The 17,993-nt window shown below is 69.2% G+C and carries 17 protein-coding genes; 8 read left to right on the top strand and 9 right to left on the bottom strand.

The window, feature by feature from the left end:
• The first annotated feature begins 8 nt into the window (after positions 1-8).
• Positions 9-2,012 (top strand): hypothetical protein, encoded by a 2,004-nt coding sequence (locus AWQ71_RS14745; protein WP_067132934.1) that lies wholly within the window; start codon positions 9-11, stop codon positions 2,010-2,012.
• Here AWQ71_RS14745 and AWQ71_RS14750 read toward each other — a convergent pair.
• Positions 1,999-2,403, bottom strand: coding sequence for a hypothetical protein (locus AWQ71_RS14750; RefSeq protein ID WP_067132937.1), 405 nt, complete (start codon positions 2,401-2,403; stop codon positions 1,999-2,001). The genes AWQ71_RS14745 and AWQ71_RS14750 overlap by 14 nt on opposite strands.
• Positions 2,404-2,545: 142 nt before the next feature.
• Here AWQ71_RS14750 and AWQ71_RS14755 point away from each other — a divergent pair, with 142 nt between their 5' ends.
• Complete coding sequence (locus tag AWQ71_RS14755; protein WP_157570351.1) at positions 2,546-2,836, top strand: hypothetical protein; 291 nt, start codon at positions 2,546-2,548, stop codon at positions 2,834-2,836.
• A gap of 90 nt (positions 2,837-2,926) precedes the next feature.
• Here AWQ71_RS14755 and AWQ71_RS14760 read toward each other — a convergent pair whose 3' ends face one another.
• Both AWQ71_RS14760 and AWQ71_RS41610 read right to left on the bottom strand, forming a co-directional pair.
• Positions 2,927-3,223 carry a hypothetical protein gene (locus tag AWQ71_RS14760; RefSeq protein WP_067133180.1) on the bottom strand — a complete coding sequence of 99 codons (297 nt, stop codon included), beginning with the start codon at positions 3,221-3,223 and terminating at the stop codon, positions 2,927-2,929.
• A gap of 324 nt (positions 3,224-3,547) precedes the next feature.
• Positions 3,548-3,703, bottom strand: coding sequence for a hypothetical protein (locus tag AWQ71_RS41610; RefSeq protein ID WP_157570352.1), 156 nt, complete (start codon positions 3,701-3,703; stop codon positions 3,548-3,550).
• Positions 3,704-3,798: 95 nt separating this feature from the next.
• Here AWQ71_RS41610 and AWQ71_RS14765 point away from each other — a divergent pair, with 95 nt between their 5' ends.
• Both AWQ71_RS14765 and AWQ71_RS14770 read left to right on the top strand, forming a co-directional pair.
• Positions 3,799-4,071 (top strand): GntR family transcriptional regulator, encoded by a 273-nt coding sequence (locus AWQ71_RS14765; protein WP_067132944.1) that lies wholly within the window; start codon positions 3,799-3,801, stop codon positions 4,069-4,071.
• 258 nt (positions 4,072-4,329) lie between these two features.
• Positions 4,330-4,935 (top strand): plasmid pRiA4b ORF-3 family protein, encoded by a 606-nt coding sequence (locus tag AWQ71_RS14770; RefSeq protein WP_067132947.1) that lies wholly within the window; start codon positions 4,330-4,332, stop codon positions 4,933-4,935.
• A 231-nt stretch (positions 4,936-5,166) separates the two neighbouring features.
• On the opposite strand, the gene AWQ71_RS14775 is transcribed toward AWQ71_RS14770, so the two are convergent.
• The 3 genes from AWQ71_RS14775 to AWQ71_RS14785 form a co-directional block, all read right to left on the bottom strand.
• Positions 5,167-6,564, bottom strand: a complete 1,398-nt coding sequence (locus tag AWQ71_RS14775; protein WP_067132950.1) for an aminobutyraldehyde dehydrogenase — start codon at positions 6,562-6,564, stop codon at positions 5,167-5,169.
• A gap of 96 nt (positions 6,565-6,660) precedes the next feature.
• On the bottom strand, positions 6,661-8,034 hold the full coding sequence (locus AWQ71_RS14780; RefSeq protein WP_067132953.1) for an NAD(P)/FAD-dependent oxidoreductase: 1,374 nt from the start codon (positions 8,032-8,034) through the stop codon (positions 6,661-6,663).
• Positions 8,031-9,308 carry a glycosyltransferase gene (locus AWQ71_RS14785; protein WP_067132956.1) on the bottom strand — a complete coding sequence of 426 codons (1,278 nt, stop codon included), beginning with the start codon at positions 9,306-9,308 and terminating at the stop codon, positions 8,031-8,033. The genes AWQ71_RS14780 and AWQ71_RS14785 overlap by 4 nt, the downstream gene beginning before the upstream one ends.
• Before the next feature lie 150 nt (positions 9,309-9,458).
• Between AWQ71_RS14785 and AWQ71_RS14790 the strand changes: the two genes are divergently transcribed.
• Positions 9,459-10,034 carry a TetR/AcrR family transcriptional regulator gene (locus AWQ71_RS14790; protein WP_245658287.1) on the top strand — a complete coding sequence of 192 codons (576 nt, stop codon included), beginning with the start codon at positions 9,459-9,461 and terminating at the stop codon, positions 10,032-10,034.
• Here the strand turns inward: AWQ71_RS14790 and AWQ71_RS40175 are convergent.
• From AWQ71_RS40175 to AWQ71_RS14805, 3 genes are read right to left on the bottom strand one after another with little or no spacing between them, the layout of a single operon-like run.
• Entirely contained in the window at positions 10,021-12,072 is a 2,052-nt protein-coding gene (locus tag AWQ71_RS40175) for a polyamine ABC transporter ATP-binding protein (RefSeq protein WP_245658288.1), read from the bottom strand. The two genes, AWQ71_RS14790 and AWQ71_RS40175, sit on opposite strands and share 14 nt — an antisense overlap.
• Before the next feature lie 20 nt (positions 12,073-12,092).
• Positions 12,093-12,881 (bottom strand): ABC transporter permease, encoded by a 789-nt coding sequence (locus AWQ71_RS14800; protein ID WP_067132962.1) that lies wholly within the window; start codon positions 12,879-12,881, stop codon positions 12,093-12,095.
• Positions 12,874-13,728, bottom strand: coding sequence for an ABC transporter permease (locus AWQ71_RS14805; RefSeq protein ID WP_067132965.1), 855 nt, complete (start codon positions 13,726-13,728; stop codon positions 12,874-12,876). Before AWQ71_RS14805 ends, AWQ71_RS14800 begins: the two co-directional genes overlap by 8 nt.
• A gap of 217 nt (positions 13,729-13,945) precedes the next feature.
• Here AWQ71_RS14805 and AWQ71_RS14810 point away from each other — a divergent pair, with 217 nt between their 5' ends.
• From AWQ71_RS14810 to AWQ71_RS14820, 3 genes are all read left to right on the top strand, one after another.
• Positions 13,946-15,019, top strand: a complete 1,074-nt coding sequence (locus tag AWQ71_RS14810; RefSeq protein WP_157570353.1) for an aminoglycoside phosphotransferase — start codon at positions 13,946-13,948, stop codon at positions 15,017-15,019.
• Positions 15,020-15,060: 41 nt separating this feature from the next.
• Positions 15,061-16,011 (top strand): SIS domain-containing protein, encoded by a 951-nt coding sequence (locus AWQ71_RS14815; protein ID WP_067132972.1) that lies wholly within the window; start codon positions 15,061-15,063, stop codon positions 16,009-16,011.
• A 119-nt stretch (positions 16,012-16,130) separates the two neighbouring features.
• Positions 16,131-17,972, top strand: coding sequence for a M48 family metallopeptidase (locus AWQ71_RS14820; protein WP_067132975.1), 1,842 nt, complete (start codon positions 16,131-16,133; stop codon positions 17,970-17,972).
• The last annotated feature ends 21 nt before the right edge of the window (positions 17,973-17,993 follow it).

Consider the following 17,993-nt stretch of genomic DNA (forward strand, 5'->3'; position numbering starts at 1 on the left):
ATGGCGGGATGGACGACGCGTCGCACCTGCCGTCAGGGGCCGGACCGCTAGCTCCGGAGTTCGCCGGCATCGACCCGTCGCTGATGAACGGGTTCATCAGCGAACTGGAGCGGACCGGGCAGGTGATCGCCGAACACGCCGAAGGGATCCGCCGGGAGCTGGCCGTCGTCGATCTGCCTGCCACCGACCTCGCCCCGGTCAGAGAGATCGGCGGCTGGGCCGAGGAGCAGATCCCCCGGCTCCGTCAGCGGGCGGAGACCATCGACGTCACCCTGCCGTGGCTGCCCAGCGCGGGCTTGCGGCCGTATCAGGAGAAACCGTTGCTCGCCCCCGGGGACGCACGACGTCAGGGCGCCGCCCTGGCCGAGCGCTTCGTGGCCATCGACCCGGATGAACTCGTTCTCACAGGTACGTCGCCCACCGACAGGATGACCGCCGTCATCGGGACGCTCCGCAACCACCGGCACGACGCGAACTTCACCGCAGCCTTCTTCGCCGCTCTCGGAGCCGAGGGAACGCGGCGGCTCGCCGCCACTCTGCGTCGCCGTCTCTCCGATGAGGCGGTCGACGTCGCCGGTACGGCGTTCGCCACCGCGCTCAGGGGCGGGACAAAGGTGCCCGGGTTCGCCGCGGTCGCGAACGAACTGCGCAAGAGTACGGGAAAGGACCTCGACGGAGTCGTCGACCTGCTGAAGCCGGGGCCGTACCCGACCGAATGGCTGGCCGGGATCGCTTCGGCCGTGCTCACGGAGCGGGTTCACAGCACGGCCGCCAACGGAAACCTCTCCACGTTCATGGACCTGCTCGCGGCCAACCCCTCGGCGGCACGGTTGGCCATCGGCAAGGCGGCGCGCCTCGGCCCGCCCTCAGCCTGGGAGAAAGAGCTCCTGCGCGGGTTCTCGGAGCGAGATGAGAGCGACAAGCTGGCGGGATTCCTGGTGAAGCTCGGCGAGCGGGCACAGCGGGACGGGACGACAGCCGACGCCTTCGGGCGCCTGCTGGCCGCGATGTCGGGCGCCTACGACGAGAAGCAGGGCGGACACAGCCGGGAGGCCGCCTTCTTCGCCTACACGGTGATGACTACCGTCGATGACATCTCGCTGCATGACGCGACCCGTGTCCACCTTGGGGAACTCGCCGGTTCGTACGCCCCGGAGATCACCCTGGGCGCCGACATCGAAGCCGTGGACGCGACCATGGACAGCGCTCGGTTGCCCTCCCCCGGAGTGTTCGAGCCTGTTCTCGTTCCAGGGTTGCGGGGCGCGTTCCGGCTAAGCCCCAAGGACACGTTCCGGTTCCTGACCACCTTCGCGGCCCAGGCCGAATCGCGAGTTCCGTTCGACGCGGGGATGGGCGAACTCACCCAACGGCTCCTTCCCAGGGTGTCCCAACTGACAAAGAAGGGAGACCCCTCTGCGATGCACGCTCTCTTCAAAATGCTCGGCAACACCCGAGGTTTCGAACTTGCCGCCGCCGTACGGGTGCTCACGCCGAAAGATAAGGCGGCCAAGAGCGCACACGACGCAGAGAGCTTTGTGATCGGCACGGCGATGGGAATCGTCGGTTTTGCCCCTCCGTTCGGTGCCGTGATCTGGACCGGGCTCTCCACCGGAGCGTCCGCGTACTACACGTGGATGCACGAGCCGGAAAAGGATACAGAAGAGCTCCAGAAGCTCATCTCATTCGAAGTACTGGGCCGCAAGCACAACATCACCGGCCTCCTCATGGAGCAAGGTTTCACACCACGGGTTCCTCCTGCCCAGACCTCCCACGGCAAGGGGTCTCTTATCACAGACAAGAACGGCTCTCTCTTGCCTTTCGTTGAGATCAACAAGCATGGCGAGAATGGCCGTCAGGCTCTCGATCAATGGTTGATCGACAATGGGATGGGAACTTCCCAGACCCACACCCTGGGCTACCTGTCAAGCACCGAAGCAGACTTTTTCGAGGGGAACAGGAACACCGGATACCAGCGGGCGCTCGCCTACGAGGGAAAACTTACGACAGACTGAGACACTCCGTCTCCCCCCGGACCACGTACCGCCCTGTCACCGAATCCAAGACCAGAACAGTCCTGGTCACCTCATTCACCAAACGGAACGGCTTCGCCATAGGATCCGAAAAATGGTACTTATGGTCGGCTGTGCGTCCTAACGCGCCGACCAGCAAATCGTTCATAGAGCCAGGGTCCATCTCCGGCTCAGCGCCCTCTCCGGTGGCGGCGAAGGTGCGTTTCGCCCTGTCCTCTCCGCAGGGGATGTCCTTCCCGCCGGGATCCGTTACCCGGACATTCAGCGCACCGCGTTCCTTGAGAAGTCGCAAAACGTGGGTTTGCAGGGTCGCCGCGGCTTCGGCCACCGTGGGTTCCCGCTCCCCGCAGGCGACCACGAGCAGGGCGAGCACCGAGACCGCTCCAACGAGCCGCGCGGGAGAGCTGTGACGAGAACGGGACATGAAATATCCTCCGAGTCTGGCCGCCTGAGCGCACGATCTCATATGGGCCGGGGGACTGCACACGCCATTCCGGAGAGGAAAGGTGAGGTGTTTGACGGCGAACCCTGATGACATGGTGCCGAACCCTCGCAAGCAGGAACTTTTGCGAGCGCTGGAAAAGGTGCGCATGCATGCCAGGCAACTGGAGGCGGCGCTCGACCCGCCGCATGCGACCTTCACCGGGAAGACGGTCTGGGTGGGGCCGCAGGCGCGGGCGTTCGCGGACGAACTGACCCAAAGGCGGGCGCGACTGCGGTCGCTCATCCAGCGGATCGTCAGCGACCTGGAGGCCGAGTTCATGGCCACGCCTGAGAAGGTGAGGCGATCGCCAACCGCGTACTGAGACCGGCAGAGCTCCCCCACGCAGCTTGATCTCGACGCTTCGTCTGTTCCATCGCGCTCCTCGCAGATAGGAACAGGCTGTCTCGGGTGGTCATCGGACATGACCAAGCAGGATGTTCGTCCACAGCCGCCGGGCAGGGACGGCGCGGAGCCACTCGCTCTCCGTGACAACGGCGCCGTCGGCGGCGCGATAGTGGCGGCGGACGAAGAGCAGGCCCCCGGCCTGGCACAGCTCATAGACGATGTCCTGGCATTCGCAGGTGTGCTCAAGCACCCGGATCCGAATCGCACGCGGGTGACACTCTCGCCATTCCAGCCTTTCCCCGCCGGCCTTCGGGTGTGCGGGGTGGACGCCGTGATACCCGGCGGGCAACTCGTCGATTGCCATGCCGGTCGTCACCTCCTCACTGTGAAGCGTCGTCGTAATCCGTGGTGGCCCCCGCAGAGAAGCACTCGGGGGCGGGCGGCTCTGCGGGGCGGCGCCCGCCGACGGGATAGGGAAGGCGCCGCCGGCAGGCGCGGTACAGCGGTGGCCTCCTCGCCCACCCCCAGTGCGCAGGGAGGCCACCAGTCCAAAAGCCCCGGCCAGCGGACCATCCCGCTCTTGGGGCCGAACTTCCAACTTGTGCGGCGCCTGAAAGCCAGGCGGTCTGCGTACGGTCACCGGCGAGCTTCTTGGGCGCGCAGGAGGGCGAGGAAGGCCGGAAGGTCATCAGCGCAGGCCGTCTGTTGAAGCCCGGTTCCGATCTCCGAAGGAGAGTCGCTCACCGCGCCTGGTGGCGTAGAAGGCGCCCGCATCGCTACGGAAGAACACCCATGCGGGGAAGCGGTCCCGCACCTCGTCGAGGTCGCAGCCGACTGTTGACATGAGACCAGAGTAGGAAGATTTGGCGAGCTTGTCTATAGGGCACCATAGGGCCATCCGGAAGACGATGGGGAATCACCGATTCCTACAGTGGTGCTGTGATCGAGTTCCGCGAGGATCAGCCCAGGTGGGAGCAGGTAGCCAGGGTGATCCGCGACCGCATCGTGGTGGGTGAGTACCGCCCGGGATCACGGGTGCCCAGCGAAAACGACCTCATGCAAGAGTTCGGCATCGCCCGCATGACTGCCCATAAGGTGATGCGGGCTCTCCGCGCCGAAGGCACCATCTACACAGTCCGGGGCATGGGAAGCTTCGTCGCGCAACCGGACGGACAGACCGGTACCAACGACCCCGTAGAAGTCGACGAGTAATCCACACCCGGCAACCGCAGCGGTCTGTGTAGGCCATCGTGAAGCGCCGTCGGCGGCAGCCAGCGCGACCTTGGGGCGCTGAACCAACTGCTATGACTGGGCGCGCGATCGGGCCGACTGCTCCAGCAACGTCTGTTGATCGTCATTCCACGCCGCCGTGAATGGCTGCGCGTCGGCGTGCCCCTGGACGTGTCTAGCGCGGTTGATCATTGCGGCAGCGGGTGAGCGCGCCAGGTATGGGTACGGCAAGATGCCGTCATGGCTTCCCCGCGCACAACCTCCAGTGCCCGAACGACCCTCACAGTCCACCAGATCAAGGTCACGCTGGCCGGGTCACGGCCGCCGATCTGGCGGCGTTTGGAAGTCCCGTCCGCGATCACGCTGCGCGCGCTGCACGACGTCATGCAAGCTGCCTTCGGCTGGGAGGACTACCACATGTGGGTCTTCGAAAGCCCGTTGGGCCGCTACGGCGCCACCGACCGCGAACTGCGGATCAACAGCGCCTCCGCCAAGCGACTCAACCAGGTAGCCCCCGGACAGGGAGACCGGCTCAGCTACACCTACGACTTCGGGGATGACTGGGAGCACACCATCGTCGTCGAGGCCGTCACCACACCCGAGCCCGGCATCGCCTACCCACGTTGCCTCACCGGCCGCCGGGCCTGCCCACCCGAGGACTGCGGCGGTATCTGGGGCTACGACTACCTCCTTGAGATCCTCGCCGATCCCAAGCACGAAGAGCATGAGGATCGGCTGGAATGGCTCGGCCTCGACTCAGCCGACCAGTTCCACCCCGCCGCCTTTGACCTGGCTCGTACAAACGCCGCGGTATCCAGCCTGGCTGCAATCCTCATCAAGGAGTGATCGCGCCCCGGCCAGCCGGTAGGGGCCCTGGCACGATCAACCCGGCGCAGCACTGGCTCGCCCGCGTTCCGACATGGGGACGACGGTCTCCCACGAGGCCCGCTCTCCGACTACGGAGCCGGAGAGCGGGTCGACAGGCATGCCCGGGTCGTGTTTCGTGGATCCATTTGGCCGGCCGCGGTCGCCCGGATGGCCCCTCGCGACGTGGCCGCCGAAGCCACGAAACCCTTCCTAGGCGGGGCGGAAGGAGTCCCTGGCCTGGGGGGCGGCGTGCTTGATCATGAGGTGCCGGGTGACCGAGTACTCCTGGACCGCCTCCTGGCTCATGTCCTTGCCGAAGCCGCTGCCCTTGACGCCGCCGTGCGGCGCCTCGGAGGCGATCGGCAGGTGGTCGTTGATCCAGGTGACGCCGACGTCGAGGCGGTGCGACACGCGCAGCGCCCGGGACACGTCCGTCGACCAGACCGACGAGGCCAGGCCGTACTGCGTGTCGTTGGCGAGGCGGACCGCCTCGTCCTCGGAGTCGAACGGCACCGCGACCAGCACGGGACCGAAGATCTCGCCCTGAACGATCTCGCTGGACTGGTCGGCGTCCGCGATGAGGGTGGGCGCGTAGTAGAAGCCCGGCCCGTCCAGCGGCGCGCCGCCGCAGACCACGCGGCCGGAGGCGCGCGTGATGAAGCCGTGCACCCGGTCGCGGTGGGCCTGCGAGATCAGCGGGCCGATGTCCGAGCCCTCCTCCCACGGGTCGCCGGGCCGCACCCGGGAGAGCGCGTCGCGCAGCGCCTCGACGCCTTCGGCGTACCGGGAGCGCTCGATGTAGACGCGGGTGGCGGCGGTGCAGTCCTGCCCGGTGTTGTACGTGGCGCCCATGGCGACGCCGAACGCCATGTCCTCAAGGGAGGCGTCGGCGAACACCAGCGCGGGCGCCTTGCCGCCGAGCTCCAGGTGGACCCGCTTGAGACCGTCCACCGCGCCCTGCATGACGGCCCGGCCGGTCGCCGTGGAGCCGGTGACGCTGACCATGTCCACGCCGGGGTCGGTGACGAGGGCCTGCCCGACTTCGGCGTCGCCGGTCACCACCTGCAGCAGCCCCTCGGGGGCGCCCGCCTTGGCGAACAGCTCGGCCAGCCGGAGCGTGCTGCGCGGCGTCTGCGGCGCGGGCTTGATGACGACCGCGTTGCCCGCGGCGAGGGCCGGGCCGATCTTCCAGATCCCCATGATGAAGGGGAAGTTCCACGGCGCGATCGAGCCGACGACGCCGACCGGCCGCCTGATCAGCACGGACGTGTAGCCGGCGCTGAGCACACCCGCGCCGGTCCCGTCGAGCGAGCGTCCGGCTCCCGCGAAGAACCGCAGGTTGTCCACGCCGAACGGCAGCTCGCCATCACGGAACACTGGGGCCGGCTTTCCGGTCTCCTCGACCTCGAGCCGGGTCAGCTCCTCGGCGTCCTGCTCCACCAGGTCGGCGAAGCGCAGCAGCACCCGCGCCCGCTCGGCCGGGGTGGTCTCCCGCCACTCCTCGAAGGCAGCACGCGCGGCTCGTACGGCCGCCGCCACGCCCTCGGGCGACGTGTCCGGCACGTCCTCGACGGGCCGGCCGTTCGCGGGATTGATCAGGGTAGCCATGCCATCCTCTTTCATCGGTCACGATGGACCTGCGGACATTCGCCACAAATGCGGCAAATGTCGCAAATTGCCTAAGTTATACGTTCACCGTGGATATCAACTGTCGAAACCGACGCCGAAGCGGTCGAGCAGGCGCAGCCACGGCCCGCGACGACCCGCGTTCTCGTCCGCCCGGGCCAGCGCCCGCCGGGTGACCTCGACCACCGGCCAGCGCAGCGGCTCCGGCGGGAACGGCACCGGCAGGCGGCGCACCATCCGCAGCCCGGTCCGCCTCGTCGAACGGCGGGCCAGCAGGTCGAGACCGACCAGCGCGCCGAACCGGGAAGCGCCGACACCGAGCCCCGTGTAGCCCAGCGCGTACGCCACCCTGCCGCCCATGGCGGTGCCGAAGAACGGGGTGAACCGGCTGGTCGAGTCGATCGCTCCGCCCCACTTGTGGGTGAACCGCACTCCGTCGAGCTGGGGGAACGTCTCGAAGAAGTGCCGCGCGAGCACTTCGTGCGTGGCGTCGCGCTGTTCGCTCCCCGAGCCGCCGAAGTTGTAGATGGCGTCGTAGCCGCCCCACAGGATCCGGCCGTCGGACGTCAGCCGGTAGTAGTGGAACTGGTTGCCCGCGTCGGTGAGGCCCTGCCCCTCCGCCCAGCGCAGCGACGCGCGCTGCGACTCCGACAGCGGCTCGGTGGCCAGCACGTAGTCCCAGACCGGCAGCACGAAGTTGCTCAACCTGCGCAGCGGCGGCGGATACGCGTTGGTGGCCAGCAGCACCTGCGCCGCGTCGATCACGCCGGAGCCGGTGGTGACATGGATCTTGGCTCCGGAACGTTCCAGACCCGTGACCGCCGTCTTCTCGTAAACCCGGACACCGAGCCGCTCGGCCACTCTGACCAGGCCCCAGGCCAGCTTGGCCGGGTCCAGGATGCCGCCGGTGCCGCGCAGCCGCAGCCCGCCGAGGTACGTCGGCGAGTCCACGTCGGCGCGCATCTCGTCACGGTTGAGGAAGACCGCGTCCTCACCGTGCTCGCGGTGCAGCCGCTCGGCTTCCTTGAGCTCGGCGACGTGGTGCGCGGCGACCGCGACCGTCGTCTTGCCCAACAGGCGCAGGTCGGCGTCGATGTCGTGGGCCTCGACGAACGCGGCGATGGCCGCGAGGTTCTCCCGGCCGAGGGCGAGCAGCGTACGCATCTCGTCGGGCCACAGCTTCAGCCCCTGGCTGAGCCCGTGGGTGAGCGAGTCGGAGATGAACCCGCCGTTGCGCCCGGTCCCGCCGTACGCGATCGACTTCGCCTCGACCAGGACCACGTCACAGGCCGGGTTCTCCTCCTTCGCCAGCACGGCGGCCCAGAGGCCGGTGAAACCACCGCCGACGATGAGCAGGTCGGCGGTGGTCCGTCCGTCAAGCGGGTGATACGCCGGCGCCCCGGGCCTGTCGGTCCAGAAGACCCGGGGAGCGGCGTCCTTCAGTGCTTTCACTTGGCGGCGATCTTCTCAATCACGTCGGCGGCGACGCGCAGGCCGTCCCGGCGCCGGATCTCCGCGCCGTGGGCGGCCAGCCGCTCACGCAGCTCGGTGTCGCCCAGCAGGCGGTCGAGGGCACCGGCCAGCTGCTCGTCGGTGAACTTGTAGGTGTCGAGGCGGACGCCGTAGCCCTTCTCGTGCACCCGCTGGGCGTTGTCGTACTGGTCCCAGAACAGCGGCAGCAGGATCATCGGCTTGCCGAAGTGCAGCGCCTCGGTGGTGGTGTTGTTGCCACCGTGGGTGATGACGAGGTCCACCTGCGGGATGATCGCCGCCTGCGGCACGAACTCGGCGCCCCACATGTTCGGGGCCAGCTCGATCTCCTCGTGCAGCGGGCCCTTGGAGACGATGAACCGGTACGGCGTCTTGGCCAGCACCGAGATCACGCGACGCATCAGCTCGACGTCGGCGGAGCCCAGCGAGCCGAGCGAGAAGTAGACCCAGGGGCCGTCCCCCGGGATCTCGGGGAGGGTGAACTCGTCATCCGTCTCACGCACCGACGAGTCGAGCCGGGTCCACGTCGGGCCGAGGGGACGCTCGTCGGTATAGTCCACGATCTCCGGGAACACGTACAGGTTCGCGTCTCCCTCCTGGATGAACTCCAGGTCGGGCAGCGGCGGAGCGCCCTGTTCGACGACCCACTCGTTGAACGCGGTGTAGATCTCGCGGTGGGTCCGGTCGTACTCGGCGCGGAAGGCGTCCCACTCGCTCCTGTCGTCGGCGGGCAGGCCGGAGTAGGCCGGAGCGATGTCGGCGCCCTTCACCTCAAGCGGGTTGCAGGAGACGATGCGCACGAACGGCTTGCCGGCCGTGAGCAGCGCGGGGAAGGAGATGACGTTGTCCTCGACGATCACGTCCGGCTGGACGCGCTCGATGATGGCCTTGAGCTGCGGCTCGCAGTACTTCACGCCGTCGATCAGTGCGTCCCAGATCGGCTTGGTGACCGTCTCCTGCTGCGCGAAGGTGCTCTTCCGGTACTCCGGCGCGGTGTCGCGGATGAAGTCCTTCCAGAACTGGCCCGCGTCCTGCTCCTCCTCGGCCGGCGGCGCGAGGTCGACCAGGTCCTCCTCGAAGCCGAGGGCCTCCAGCTTGCCCTTCCACGACGCCTCCGCCGCGAAAACCACGCGGTGACCGCGCTTGCGCAGGACGTCTCCGATGCCGATGCAGTTGTTCGTCGGCCCGTACGCGCTCTCGGGCATGAAAAGGATAGTCAGCTGCTTGTCTGTCATCTCCGGACTCCCTGGCTTGTTGAACCGTGATTCAAATAGGTATCTAGCGCGCCGTCAATAGCTGGGACATTATGGGTGGGCCAGTTGTTGTCGTACGTTCAAATCGGATGGGATGGAATGGCCCAGCGCAAGAGCAGAGCGGACCGGCGGATGGATCTCATCGATGCCGCCCGCCGGGCGATGATCCAACACGGCGCGGAGGGTGTCCACCTCAACCAGATAGCCGAGGAGGCCGGGCTCACCTCCGGCGCCGTGCTGTACCACTATCCCGACCTGAGGGACCTGCTGATCGAGGCCCACCACGCCGGGATGGAACGCTTCTACGAGCAGCGGATCAAGAAGATCCGAGGCATCGCCGACCCCGCTCAGAAGCTCATCACCACGATCAGGTCCGGCCTGCCCGAGGGGCCCGAGGACGCCGGCGTGCGCCTGCTCTGCGAGCTGGGCGGCGCCGCCGGACGCAACCGGGTGTACGGCACGCTGCTGACGACCCTGTTCGACCGGCAGGTGTCGATGTACCAGACGATCCTCGAAACCGGGGCCGCCCAGGGCATCTTCACGCTCGCCCAGTCGTCCGAGACGATCAGCCGCACGCTCGTCGCCCTCGAGGACGCCTACGGCTACCGCATCATCGCCCGGCATCACTCGATCGGGCCGGACGAAGCCGTGGAGCTCATCCTCGACTACGCCCGCCTCGCGACAGGACACGAACTCAGGCCGGAATGAGCACGGCGTCGGCGGCGTCCCAGCCGATCGCGACCTCGGTGCCGGGCTTGACCCGCGCCGACCCCTGGGTCGCCGCCAGCACGTGCCCCTCGTGCCCCTCCACGCGCAGCACGATGTGCGACGTGCCGCCGTAGAAGCTCACGTCCACGACCGTGCCGCGCAGCGCGCCCTCGGTCCCGGGCTCGGCGTCCGCCTCGTCCTCGTTGCCGGACTCGGCCACGGCTCCCTGCTCCTGGGCGGGGACGGCCTCGGCCACAGTCTCGACCACGGTCTCGGGGGCGTCGGCCGTCTCCGGCGCGGGCTCCTGAGCGGTCTCGGTCTCGACGGCGGCCCCGGTCTCAGGCGCTGTCTCGGCCACGGTCTCGGGCGCGGTCTCGTCCCGCTCCTCGGCCTTGGCCTTGGCGTCGTTGTCGGCGAGGACCTCGGTCACGACCTCCGCGACCACCTTGGCCACGACTCCGGCGACGGCCTTGGCGACCACCTCGGCCATCGCCTCGGCGGTGACCTCGCCGGTCATGGCGCTCTTCACGACGGCCCGGAGGTCCTCCCCGTCACCGGCCTCGGCCTCGGCGGGGGCCTCCCCCTCCGCGGAGTCGGCGTCCTCGGCCTCCGGCTTCGGCTCGGCTTCGGACACCGCGTCGCCCTGAGATTCAACCTCGGACACCGCGTCGCCCTGAGATTCGCCCTCGGACACCGCGTCGCCCTGAGGCTCGGCTTCGTCCGCGACGGCGGGCTCGCTGTCGGCCTCGGCGTCGGCTTCGCCCTTGGGCTCGTCGACCTGAGCCTCGGCGGCCGGCTCCGCGGGCTTGGGAGCCTTGGGCTCGGCGCCCTCGTCGGTCCTGACCGCGCCCTCCTTCACCTCCGCCTCGGCGGCAGACTCGGCGGTCTCCTCCGACTTCGCCTCGTCCTTGGTCTCGGACTCATCCTTCGACTCATCCTTGGCCTCGGACTCATCCTTGGACTCGGACTCATCCTTGGACTCGGACTCATCCTTGGGCTCGGCGTCGCTCTCAGCCTCAACCTCAGCCTCAACCTCAGCCTCGGCATCGGCCTTCGCCTCGACGGCTTCGGCAACTTCGGCGGCGGCTTCCTCCGTCTTGGGCTCGGCGCCCTCGCCGGTCGTGACCGCGTCGTCCTTCACCTCGGCCGCGTCCGTCACCTCGGCGGCGTCCTTCGCCTCAACGGCGGCGTCGGCGGCGTCCTCTTCCTTGGGCGCGATCTGGGTGAGCCGGATGTTCTCCGGGCGTACGGCGAGGAGCGCGGCGTCGCCGTCCGCGCCCTTCGGCGCGGGCAGCAGGCCGAGGCCGTCCACGTGGAGGCCGCCCTCGGTGACCTTGCCGGAGAAGATGTTGTTGGCGCCGATGAAGCCGGCCACGAACGGCGTGCGCGGCTGGTCGTACAGCGCGATGGGCGCGTCCACCTGCTCGACCTTGCCGCCCTGCATGACCGCGATGCGGTCCGCGAGTGACATGGCCTCCTCCTGGTCGTGGGTGACGACCACGAAGGTGATGCCGACCTCGTGCTGCAGCCGCTTGAGTTCGAGCTGCATCTCGGCGCGCACCTTCTTGTCCAGTGCGGACAGCGGTTCGTCGAGCAGCAGCAGGCGCGGACGCTTGACGATCGCGCGGGCGAGGGCGACGCGCTGGCGCTGGCCGCCGGAGAGCTGGTGCGGCTTGCGGCGGGCGTGCGCGGAGAGGCCGACGGTCTCCAGGACCTCGGCGACGCGCTCCCCGATCTCCTTCTTCGGCAGCTTCTCCCGCTCCAGGCCGTAGGCGATGTTCCGCTCCACCGTCATGTGCGGGAACAGCGCGTACGACTGGAACATGAGGTTGATCGGGCGGCGGTGCGCGGGGATCTGGAGCAGGTCCTCGCCGTCCAGGCGGACCGCGCCGTCGTCCGGCTGCTCGAACCCGGCGAGGATGCGGAGCAGCGTGGTCTTCCCACAGCCGGAGGGGCCGAGCAGCGCGAAGAACTCGCCCTGCTGGATCTCCAGGCTGACCGAGTCGAGCGCGGTCACCTCGCCGAAGCGCCGGCTCACGCCATCAATGGAGATAAGTGTCATGAGAGTGCCTCGGTGAGCTTGGTCATGCGCTGGGCCGCGATCACGACGGTGAAGCTCACCGCGAGCAGCAGGGTGGCCAACGCGTTGATCTCGGGAGTGACGCCGAACCGCACCATGGAGTAGATGACGATCGGCAGGGTCGGTTGGGTGGGCGCGGCGGTGAAGAACGCGATCACGAACTCGTCGATGGAGAGCGTGAACGCCAGCAGGGCGCCCGCCAGGATGCCCGGCGCCAGGGTCGGCAGCGTGATCCGCATGAACGTCGTCACCGGGGTCGCGCCGAGGTCGCGGGACGCCTCCTCCATCGAGGTGTCGGCGTGGTTGAGCCTGGCCCGTACGACGGCCGTCACGAAGGCCATGCCGAACACGGTGTGCGCGATCAGCACCGAGTGCAGTCCGAGCGTCATCTTGACCGCCGCGTAGAAGATGAGGAGGCCGATCGCGAGGACCAGGTCGGGCAGGAGCGCGGGCATCGTCGAGAGCGCGTCGAGCATCCGCGACTTGTTGTACCGCGCCAGGCCGACCGCGAGCAGCGTGCCCAGCACCGTCGAGAGGACCGTCGAGCCGAACGCCACGATCAGGGTGTTGATCAGGCCTTCGCGGATCTTCTCGTTCTCGAGGAGCTGGCCGTACCAGCGCAGCGAGAACCCGCCCCACGCGTACGGCGACTTGTTCCGGTTGAACGACATGAGTACGACGACGGCGATCGGTACGTACAGGAAGACGTACGTCAGCCAGAAGGGGAGGCGCAGCCAGCCGTTCCCCTGCTTCCGGTTCTTACGCATCGCGGCCCACCCTCCGGCTGGCCCAGGCCTGGGCGAAGAGCAGGAGCACCAGGACGCCGATCACGGACAGGGCCAGCACCGAGCCGAACGGCCAGTCGCGGGCCTTGAGGAACTGGTCGCGGATCAGGTTCCCCACCATGATCCGGCGACCGCCGCCGAGCAGCTCGGGGATCACGAAGTTGCCCAGGCTCGGGACGAAGACGAAGACGCAGCCGGTCAGCACGCCGGGCAGCGAGAGAGGCAGGGTGACCGACCAGAAGGTCCTGATGGGGCGGGCGCCGAGGTTCGCCGACGCCTCGCGGAGCTGCGGGTCCAGCCGCTCGATGGCCGAGTACAGGGGCAGGATCATCAGCGGCAGGTACGCGTAGAGCAGGCCGGCGACGATGGCGCCATCCGAATAGAGGAGCTCGATCTTGCCGAGACCCAGTGCGTCGAGTCCCGAGTTGACCAGGCCTTCCGAGTTCAGCAGCACGATCCAGGCGTACGTGCGGATCAGGAAGTTCGTCCAGAACGGCAGCACGACGGCGACCAGCGCGATGACCTTCCACTTGGCCGGAAGCCGGGCGATCATGTAGGCGGTCGGGTACGCGAGCAGCAGGGCGAGAAGCGTGGTGATCGTGGCCAGCTTCACCGATCCGATGACCACGTCGAGGTAGAGCGGGTCGATCAGCCGGGTGAAGTTCTCCCCCGTCGCCTCATAGACGACCCCGCCGAACCTGCCGCGGCGGAACACCGTGTAGCTGAGCACAAGGGCGAGTGGGACCGCCAGGAAGACGATCAGGAAGCCGAAGCCTGGCCCCATGGTGGCGAGTCGACCGACCACCCGTGCTCGTACGGTGGACTTCATGGTGCCATCGCCCCAAAGGCGGGCACGCGAAATGACATGCGAGAGCTTCCTTCCGGTGGGGAGCTTAGAGTGTTGCAGGATAAGTCAACTTAGACAAGACTTTCCCAGGCATTGTGAGCATTGGCGATACAAGCCTTATTGAATCGAGATTCAACAGATGCAGGTCGAAGCGCGGCATTGGCCAACCCTTCACGAGGAACCGGACGGTTCGCTCACGTTGGCCGTGGGAGAAGGCGTCACCGGAGCCGTCGTCCGGGCGCTCGCGGAGGGCGTCACGCCTCCGCGTCCCTTCTCCGTCCGCGCCTTCCGCCCGCTGCCCATGCCGCCTCCCGGCGAGCGGGCGATCACGGTGGACCAGACGAACCACTCGGTGATCGCCGGCGAGAGCGTGGTCGTCAAGTGGTTCCCGCGGCCGTCCCGCGCGCCGCAGCCGGCGCCCGACCTGCTGGCGCATCTGTCCGCTTTCTCCCGCACCGCCACGCCGTACGCCGCCGTCTACTGGGAGGGCGCGCTGGTCGCGCTGGTGACCGCGTACCTGCCGGAGGCCCGGGACGGCTGGGAGTGGTGCGTGGACGAGGCCGAGGCCGGGCACACCGGTTTCGCCGCCGACCTGGGCACGCTGGCCGCCGAGCTGCACCTCGCCATGGCGACCCCGTCCCCCGTGTTCCCCGAGCCGGTACGGCTCACGCCCGACGGCAACGGCGACGCGTGGGCGGAGCGCGCGGAGGAGGCGCTGCGCGACGCGCTCGCGCTGACCGACGGCGAGGACGGCGCGTGGCTGACCTCCCGGGCCGGGGAGCTGCGCCGCGAGCTGGCGCCCCTGGCGACGGCCGGCCCGACCCCGCTGATCCGCATCCACGGCGACCTGCACGTCGGCCAGATCCTGCGGTGGCGCGACGGCTACGCGGTGGTGGACTTCGACGGGAACCCGACGGTGTCGGCCGAGGCGCCGGGCGGCGGCGCCTTCCAGCCGGCCGCCCGAGACCTCGCCCAGCTCACCACGAGCGTCGACCACGTCGGCCAGGTGGCGATCCTCCGCAGGGGCGCCGACCCCGAGCGTGTCGCGGAGTGGGTCGCCGAGGCACGGGCCGCGCTCACCGCCGCGTACGCCGCCGGGCTCGCGGAGGCGGGGCGCTCCGACCTGCTCGACCGGTCGCTGGTCCGGCCTTTCGAGGTCGAACAGGAGTGCCGCGAGCTGATTTACGCCGCCCGGCACCTGTTGCGCTGGCGGTACGCACCGATGGGCGTGCTCCGCACCTGGTACGACACCGACGCCGCCTTTACCAAGTAAGTCACGACAAAATAGGACAAAAAGAAAGATAGGAGTGCATTGTGGACGCGGCGCTGTTCAAGGCCGACCTGCTGACCAAACCGGAGGCGCTGGGCGCGCTGGCCGACTCGCTGGAGGCCGGTGACCCGTTCGAGGGTCTGCCCGAGCGCATCGACCGGGTGGTCTTCCTCGGGATGGGCAGTTCCCGGTACGCCGCCGGCGTCGTCGCGTCGCGGCTGCGCGCCTCCGGGATCGACGCCGTGGCCGAGTACGCCTCCGCCGCGCACACCGTGCCGGGGCCGGGGACGCTGGTGGTCGCCATCTCCGCGACCGGCGGCAGCAGGGAGACCCTCGACGCGCTCACCCGCTACACCGGCACCTCGTTCGTCGTCGCCATGACCAACAAGCCGGGCTCCGCGGTGACCGAGGGCGCCGACCTGGTCGTGCCCATGTCCGCCGGCGAGGAGCGCGGCGGCGTCGCGTGCCGGACGTTCCAGCACACCCTCGCCCTGCTGCTCGCGCTGAAGTCCCGGCTCACGGGCGGCGGCGACGTCCCCGCGCTCGTCCGCCGCGTGGCCGAGGCCACCGCGGACCTCCTCGACCGGCGCGACGACTGGCTGAAGACGGCCTCCGACGTACTCGACGGGCCGCACGGCGTGTACGCGATCGCCCCCGCGGAGCGGCTCTCGTCGGCGGAGCAGTCCGCGCTGATGTTCCGCGAGGGCCCGCGCCGCCAGGCGGACGCGTGCGAGACCGGCGACTGGGCGCACGTGGACGTCTACCTCACCAAGACCTACGACTACCGCGCGCTGATGTTCCCCGGCTCCCGTTATGACGAGCAGGCCATGGAGTGGATCCGGCAGCGGGGCTCCACGGTGCTCGCGGTCGGCGGCGAGCTGGACGGCCAGGCCGCGTCCATCCGGTACCGCCACGACGACGACCCGGAGGCCGCCCTGCTCACCGAGACGCTGGTCGCCGAACTGCTCGCCGCCTCCTGGTGGGCCCGGGCCTGAGATCGGCTCACCGTCGGCGGGCATACGTCCGGATTGCACCTTCTTCCGGATAAGGACGGAAAAGACGTGGTGTGCATGGTAGATAGGTGATCCACATCACCCGTCGAGAGTGAACAACCGTGGTCAGCACGATGCGCGCCGGGTTCTCCCTCGCCATGCTCGCCGGCTTCTTCCTGGTCGCGGCCGCCCAGGTCGCGGCCGCCGTCGCACTCACCTTCTGGCTGTCCACGGTGATCGCCGGCGCCCTCGCGGTGAAGCTCGTCTGGTCCTGCTTCGCCGCGAGCACGCTGGCCGTCGGGCGGGGCACATGGCGGGCGATGCGGTCGCGCCCCGAGCCGCCCACCGGGCTGCCGCTCACCGCCCGAGAGGCCCCGCTCCTCTGGGCGACCGTACGGGAACTGGCGGCCGAGGCGGGCATCCGGGCGCCGGACGAGATCTGGCTGATCCCCGAGGTGAACGCCGCCGTGCAGGAGGAGTCGCGTTTTCTCGGTCTGGTCGGCGGGCGGCGCCGCCTCTGCCTCGGGCTGCCGCTGCTGCACACGATGACGGTCGCCCAGGTGCGCGCCGTACTCGCGCACGAGCTGGGCCACTACTCCGGCAAGCACACGCGACTGTCCGCGCCCGCCTACCGTGGCCGGCTGGTGATCGCGCACACGCTGCGGCAGATCGGGCCCTACAACCCGTCCGGATGGATCTTCAAGGGGTACGCCCGGCTCTACCTGCTGGCGGACAACGCGGTCTCACGGAGGCAGGAGTTCGAGGCCGACCGGGCGTCGGCACGGGTCGCCGGGATCGAGGCCGCGGCGACCGCGCTGCACGAGATCCGCGTCCTGGACGCCGCGTGGCACTTCTTCCTGAACGAGTACGTCCAGCTCGGCTGGGAGTCCGGCTTCGCCCCTGACGACCTGTTCGCCGGATTCGGCGCGCTGGTCGCGGGCCGCGGAGGCGAGCTGGACGCGTTGCGCGCGAGCACTCCGGAGGAGAAGGGGTCCCGGTGGGACACGCATCCGCCGCTGAATGAGCGGATCGCCGCCATCCGCGCGCTCCCCCGCACGCCGGTCCTGCCCGATGAACGGCCCGCGGCCGTACTCGTCGGCGATCTGGCCGGGGCGGGGCGGGCGTTGCAGGAAGAGGTGGTCGAGACCGGTGAGCGCACGGTGCTCCCCTGGCCGATGTTCACCGCGGCGGCGCTGGGCGCGGCGCTTCAGCGGGACGCCGACGCGATCTTCCGTATGGTCGCGCGGACCTCCGGGCGCCCGGAGGTCGGGCTGGCCGACGTGTTCGACCTGATCGCCGCCGGCCGGCTCGCCGAGATCGCCCAGCCGTTCTTTCCCACCGCCACCCGCCGCGAGGTCGGCGAGCTGTTCGGCGGCCCGCTGAACACCGTGCTGCGACTCGCCGCCGTACGGTCCGGCGTCGCCGGGTGGCGGCACTTGTGGAGCGGCCCCGCCGAGTTCGCCGGGGCGGAGGGAGTCGTCCCCGCCCTGGAGGAGGTCGCCAGGCTGGCCGTCTCCCCGGGCGGTGCCGGCAAGGCCCGGACCGAGCTGGAACGGCTCGGCGTCGACGCCGGCCGGGCCACTCAGGCCGAGCGGGCGCCGAGCACGTTCGGCTCCGCCGTCCTCGCCGGCCTCGCCAACGTCCGGGTGGACGGCACGGAGTACGACCTGATCGTGCTGAACACGGGCCTTGTCCTGGTGGCCGGCCCGGGCTCCGCCGGCGAGGGCAGACAGCGGATGCTCCGGCTCGTCGAGTCGGCGCCCGCGGCCAAGCTCGCCGAGTGGTACCGCTTCCTGTCCTACGAGGAGATCGCCGCCGCGAAGGTGACCACGCAGACCCCGCTGCGCGCCGACCTCACCCTCCACGGCGGCGCGACCGTCTCGATCGAGCAGGGGTGGACCGGCGAGGAGATCGGCAAGGGCAGCCGGGAGCGCCTCGCCCGGGTTCTGGCCGAGATCGGCTGACGGCCCGCGTTCCCGGCGGGA

Origin of the sequence: Microtetraspora malaysiensis (assembly GCF_001528665.1) — a bacterium.
In the GTDB taxonomy this organism is placed as follows: Bacteria; Actinomycetota; Actinomycetes; order Streptosporangiales; family Streptosporangiaceae; genus Microtetraspora_A; species Microtetraspora_A malaysiensis.

Bases quoted from the DNA above. Each gene is read 5' to 3' on its own strand.
- AWQ71_RS14745 (WP_067132934.1), top strand. From the start codon at position 9: ATGGACGACGCGTCGCACCTGCCGTCAGGGGCCGGACCGCTAGCTCCG.
- AWQ71_RS14760 (WP_067133180.1), bottom strand. From the start codon at position 3,223: ATGGCAATCGACGAGTTGCCCGCCGGGTATCACGGCGTCCACCCCGCA.
- AWQ71_RS41610 (WP_157570352.1), bottom strand. From the start codon at position 3,703: ATGTCAACAGTCGGCTGCGACCTCGACGAGGTGCGGGACCGCTTCCCC.
- AWQ71_RS14770 (WP_067132947.1), top strand. From the start codon at position 4,330: ATGGCTTCCCCGCGCACAACCTCCAGTGCCCGAACGACCCTCACAGTC.
- AWQ71_RS14775 (WP_067132950.1), bottom strand. From the start codon at position 6,564: ATGGCTACCCTGATCAATCCCGCGAACGGCCGGCCCGTCGAGGACGTG.
- AWQ71_RS14785 (WP_067132956.1), bottom strand. From the start codon at position 9,308: ATGACAGACAAGCAGCTGACTATCCTTTTCATGCCCGAGAGCGCGTAC.
- AWQ71_RS14790 (WP_245658287.1), top strand. From the start codon at position 9,459: ATGGATCTCATCGATGCCGCCCGCCGGGCGATGATCCAACACGGCGCG.
- AWQ71_RS14800 (WP_067132962.1), bottom strand. From the start codon at position 12,881: ATGCGTAAGAACCGGAAGCAGGGGAACGGCTGGCTGCGCCTCCCCTTC.
- AWQ71_RS14805 (WP_067132965.1), bottom strand. From the start codon at position 13,728: ATGAAGTCCACCGTACGAGCACGGGTGGTCGGTCGACTCGCCACCATG.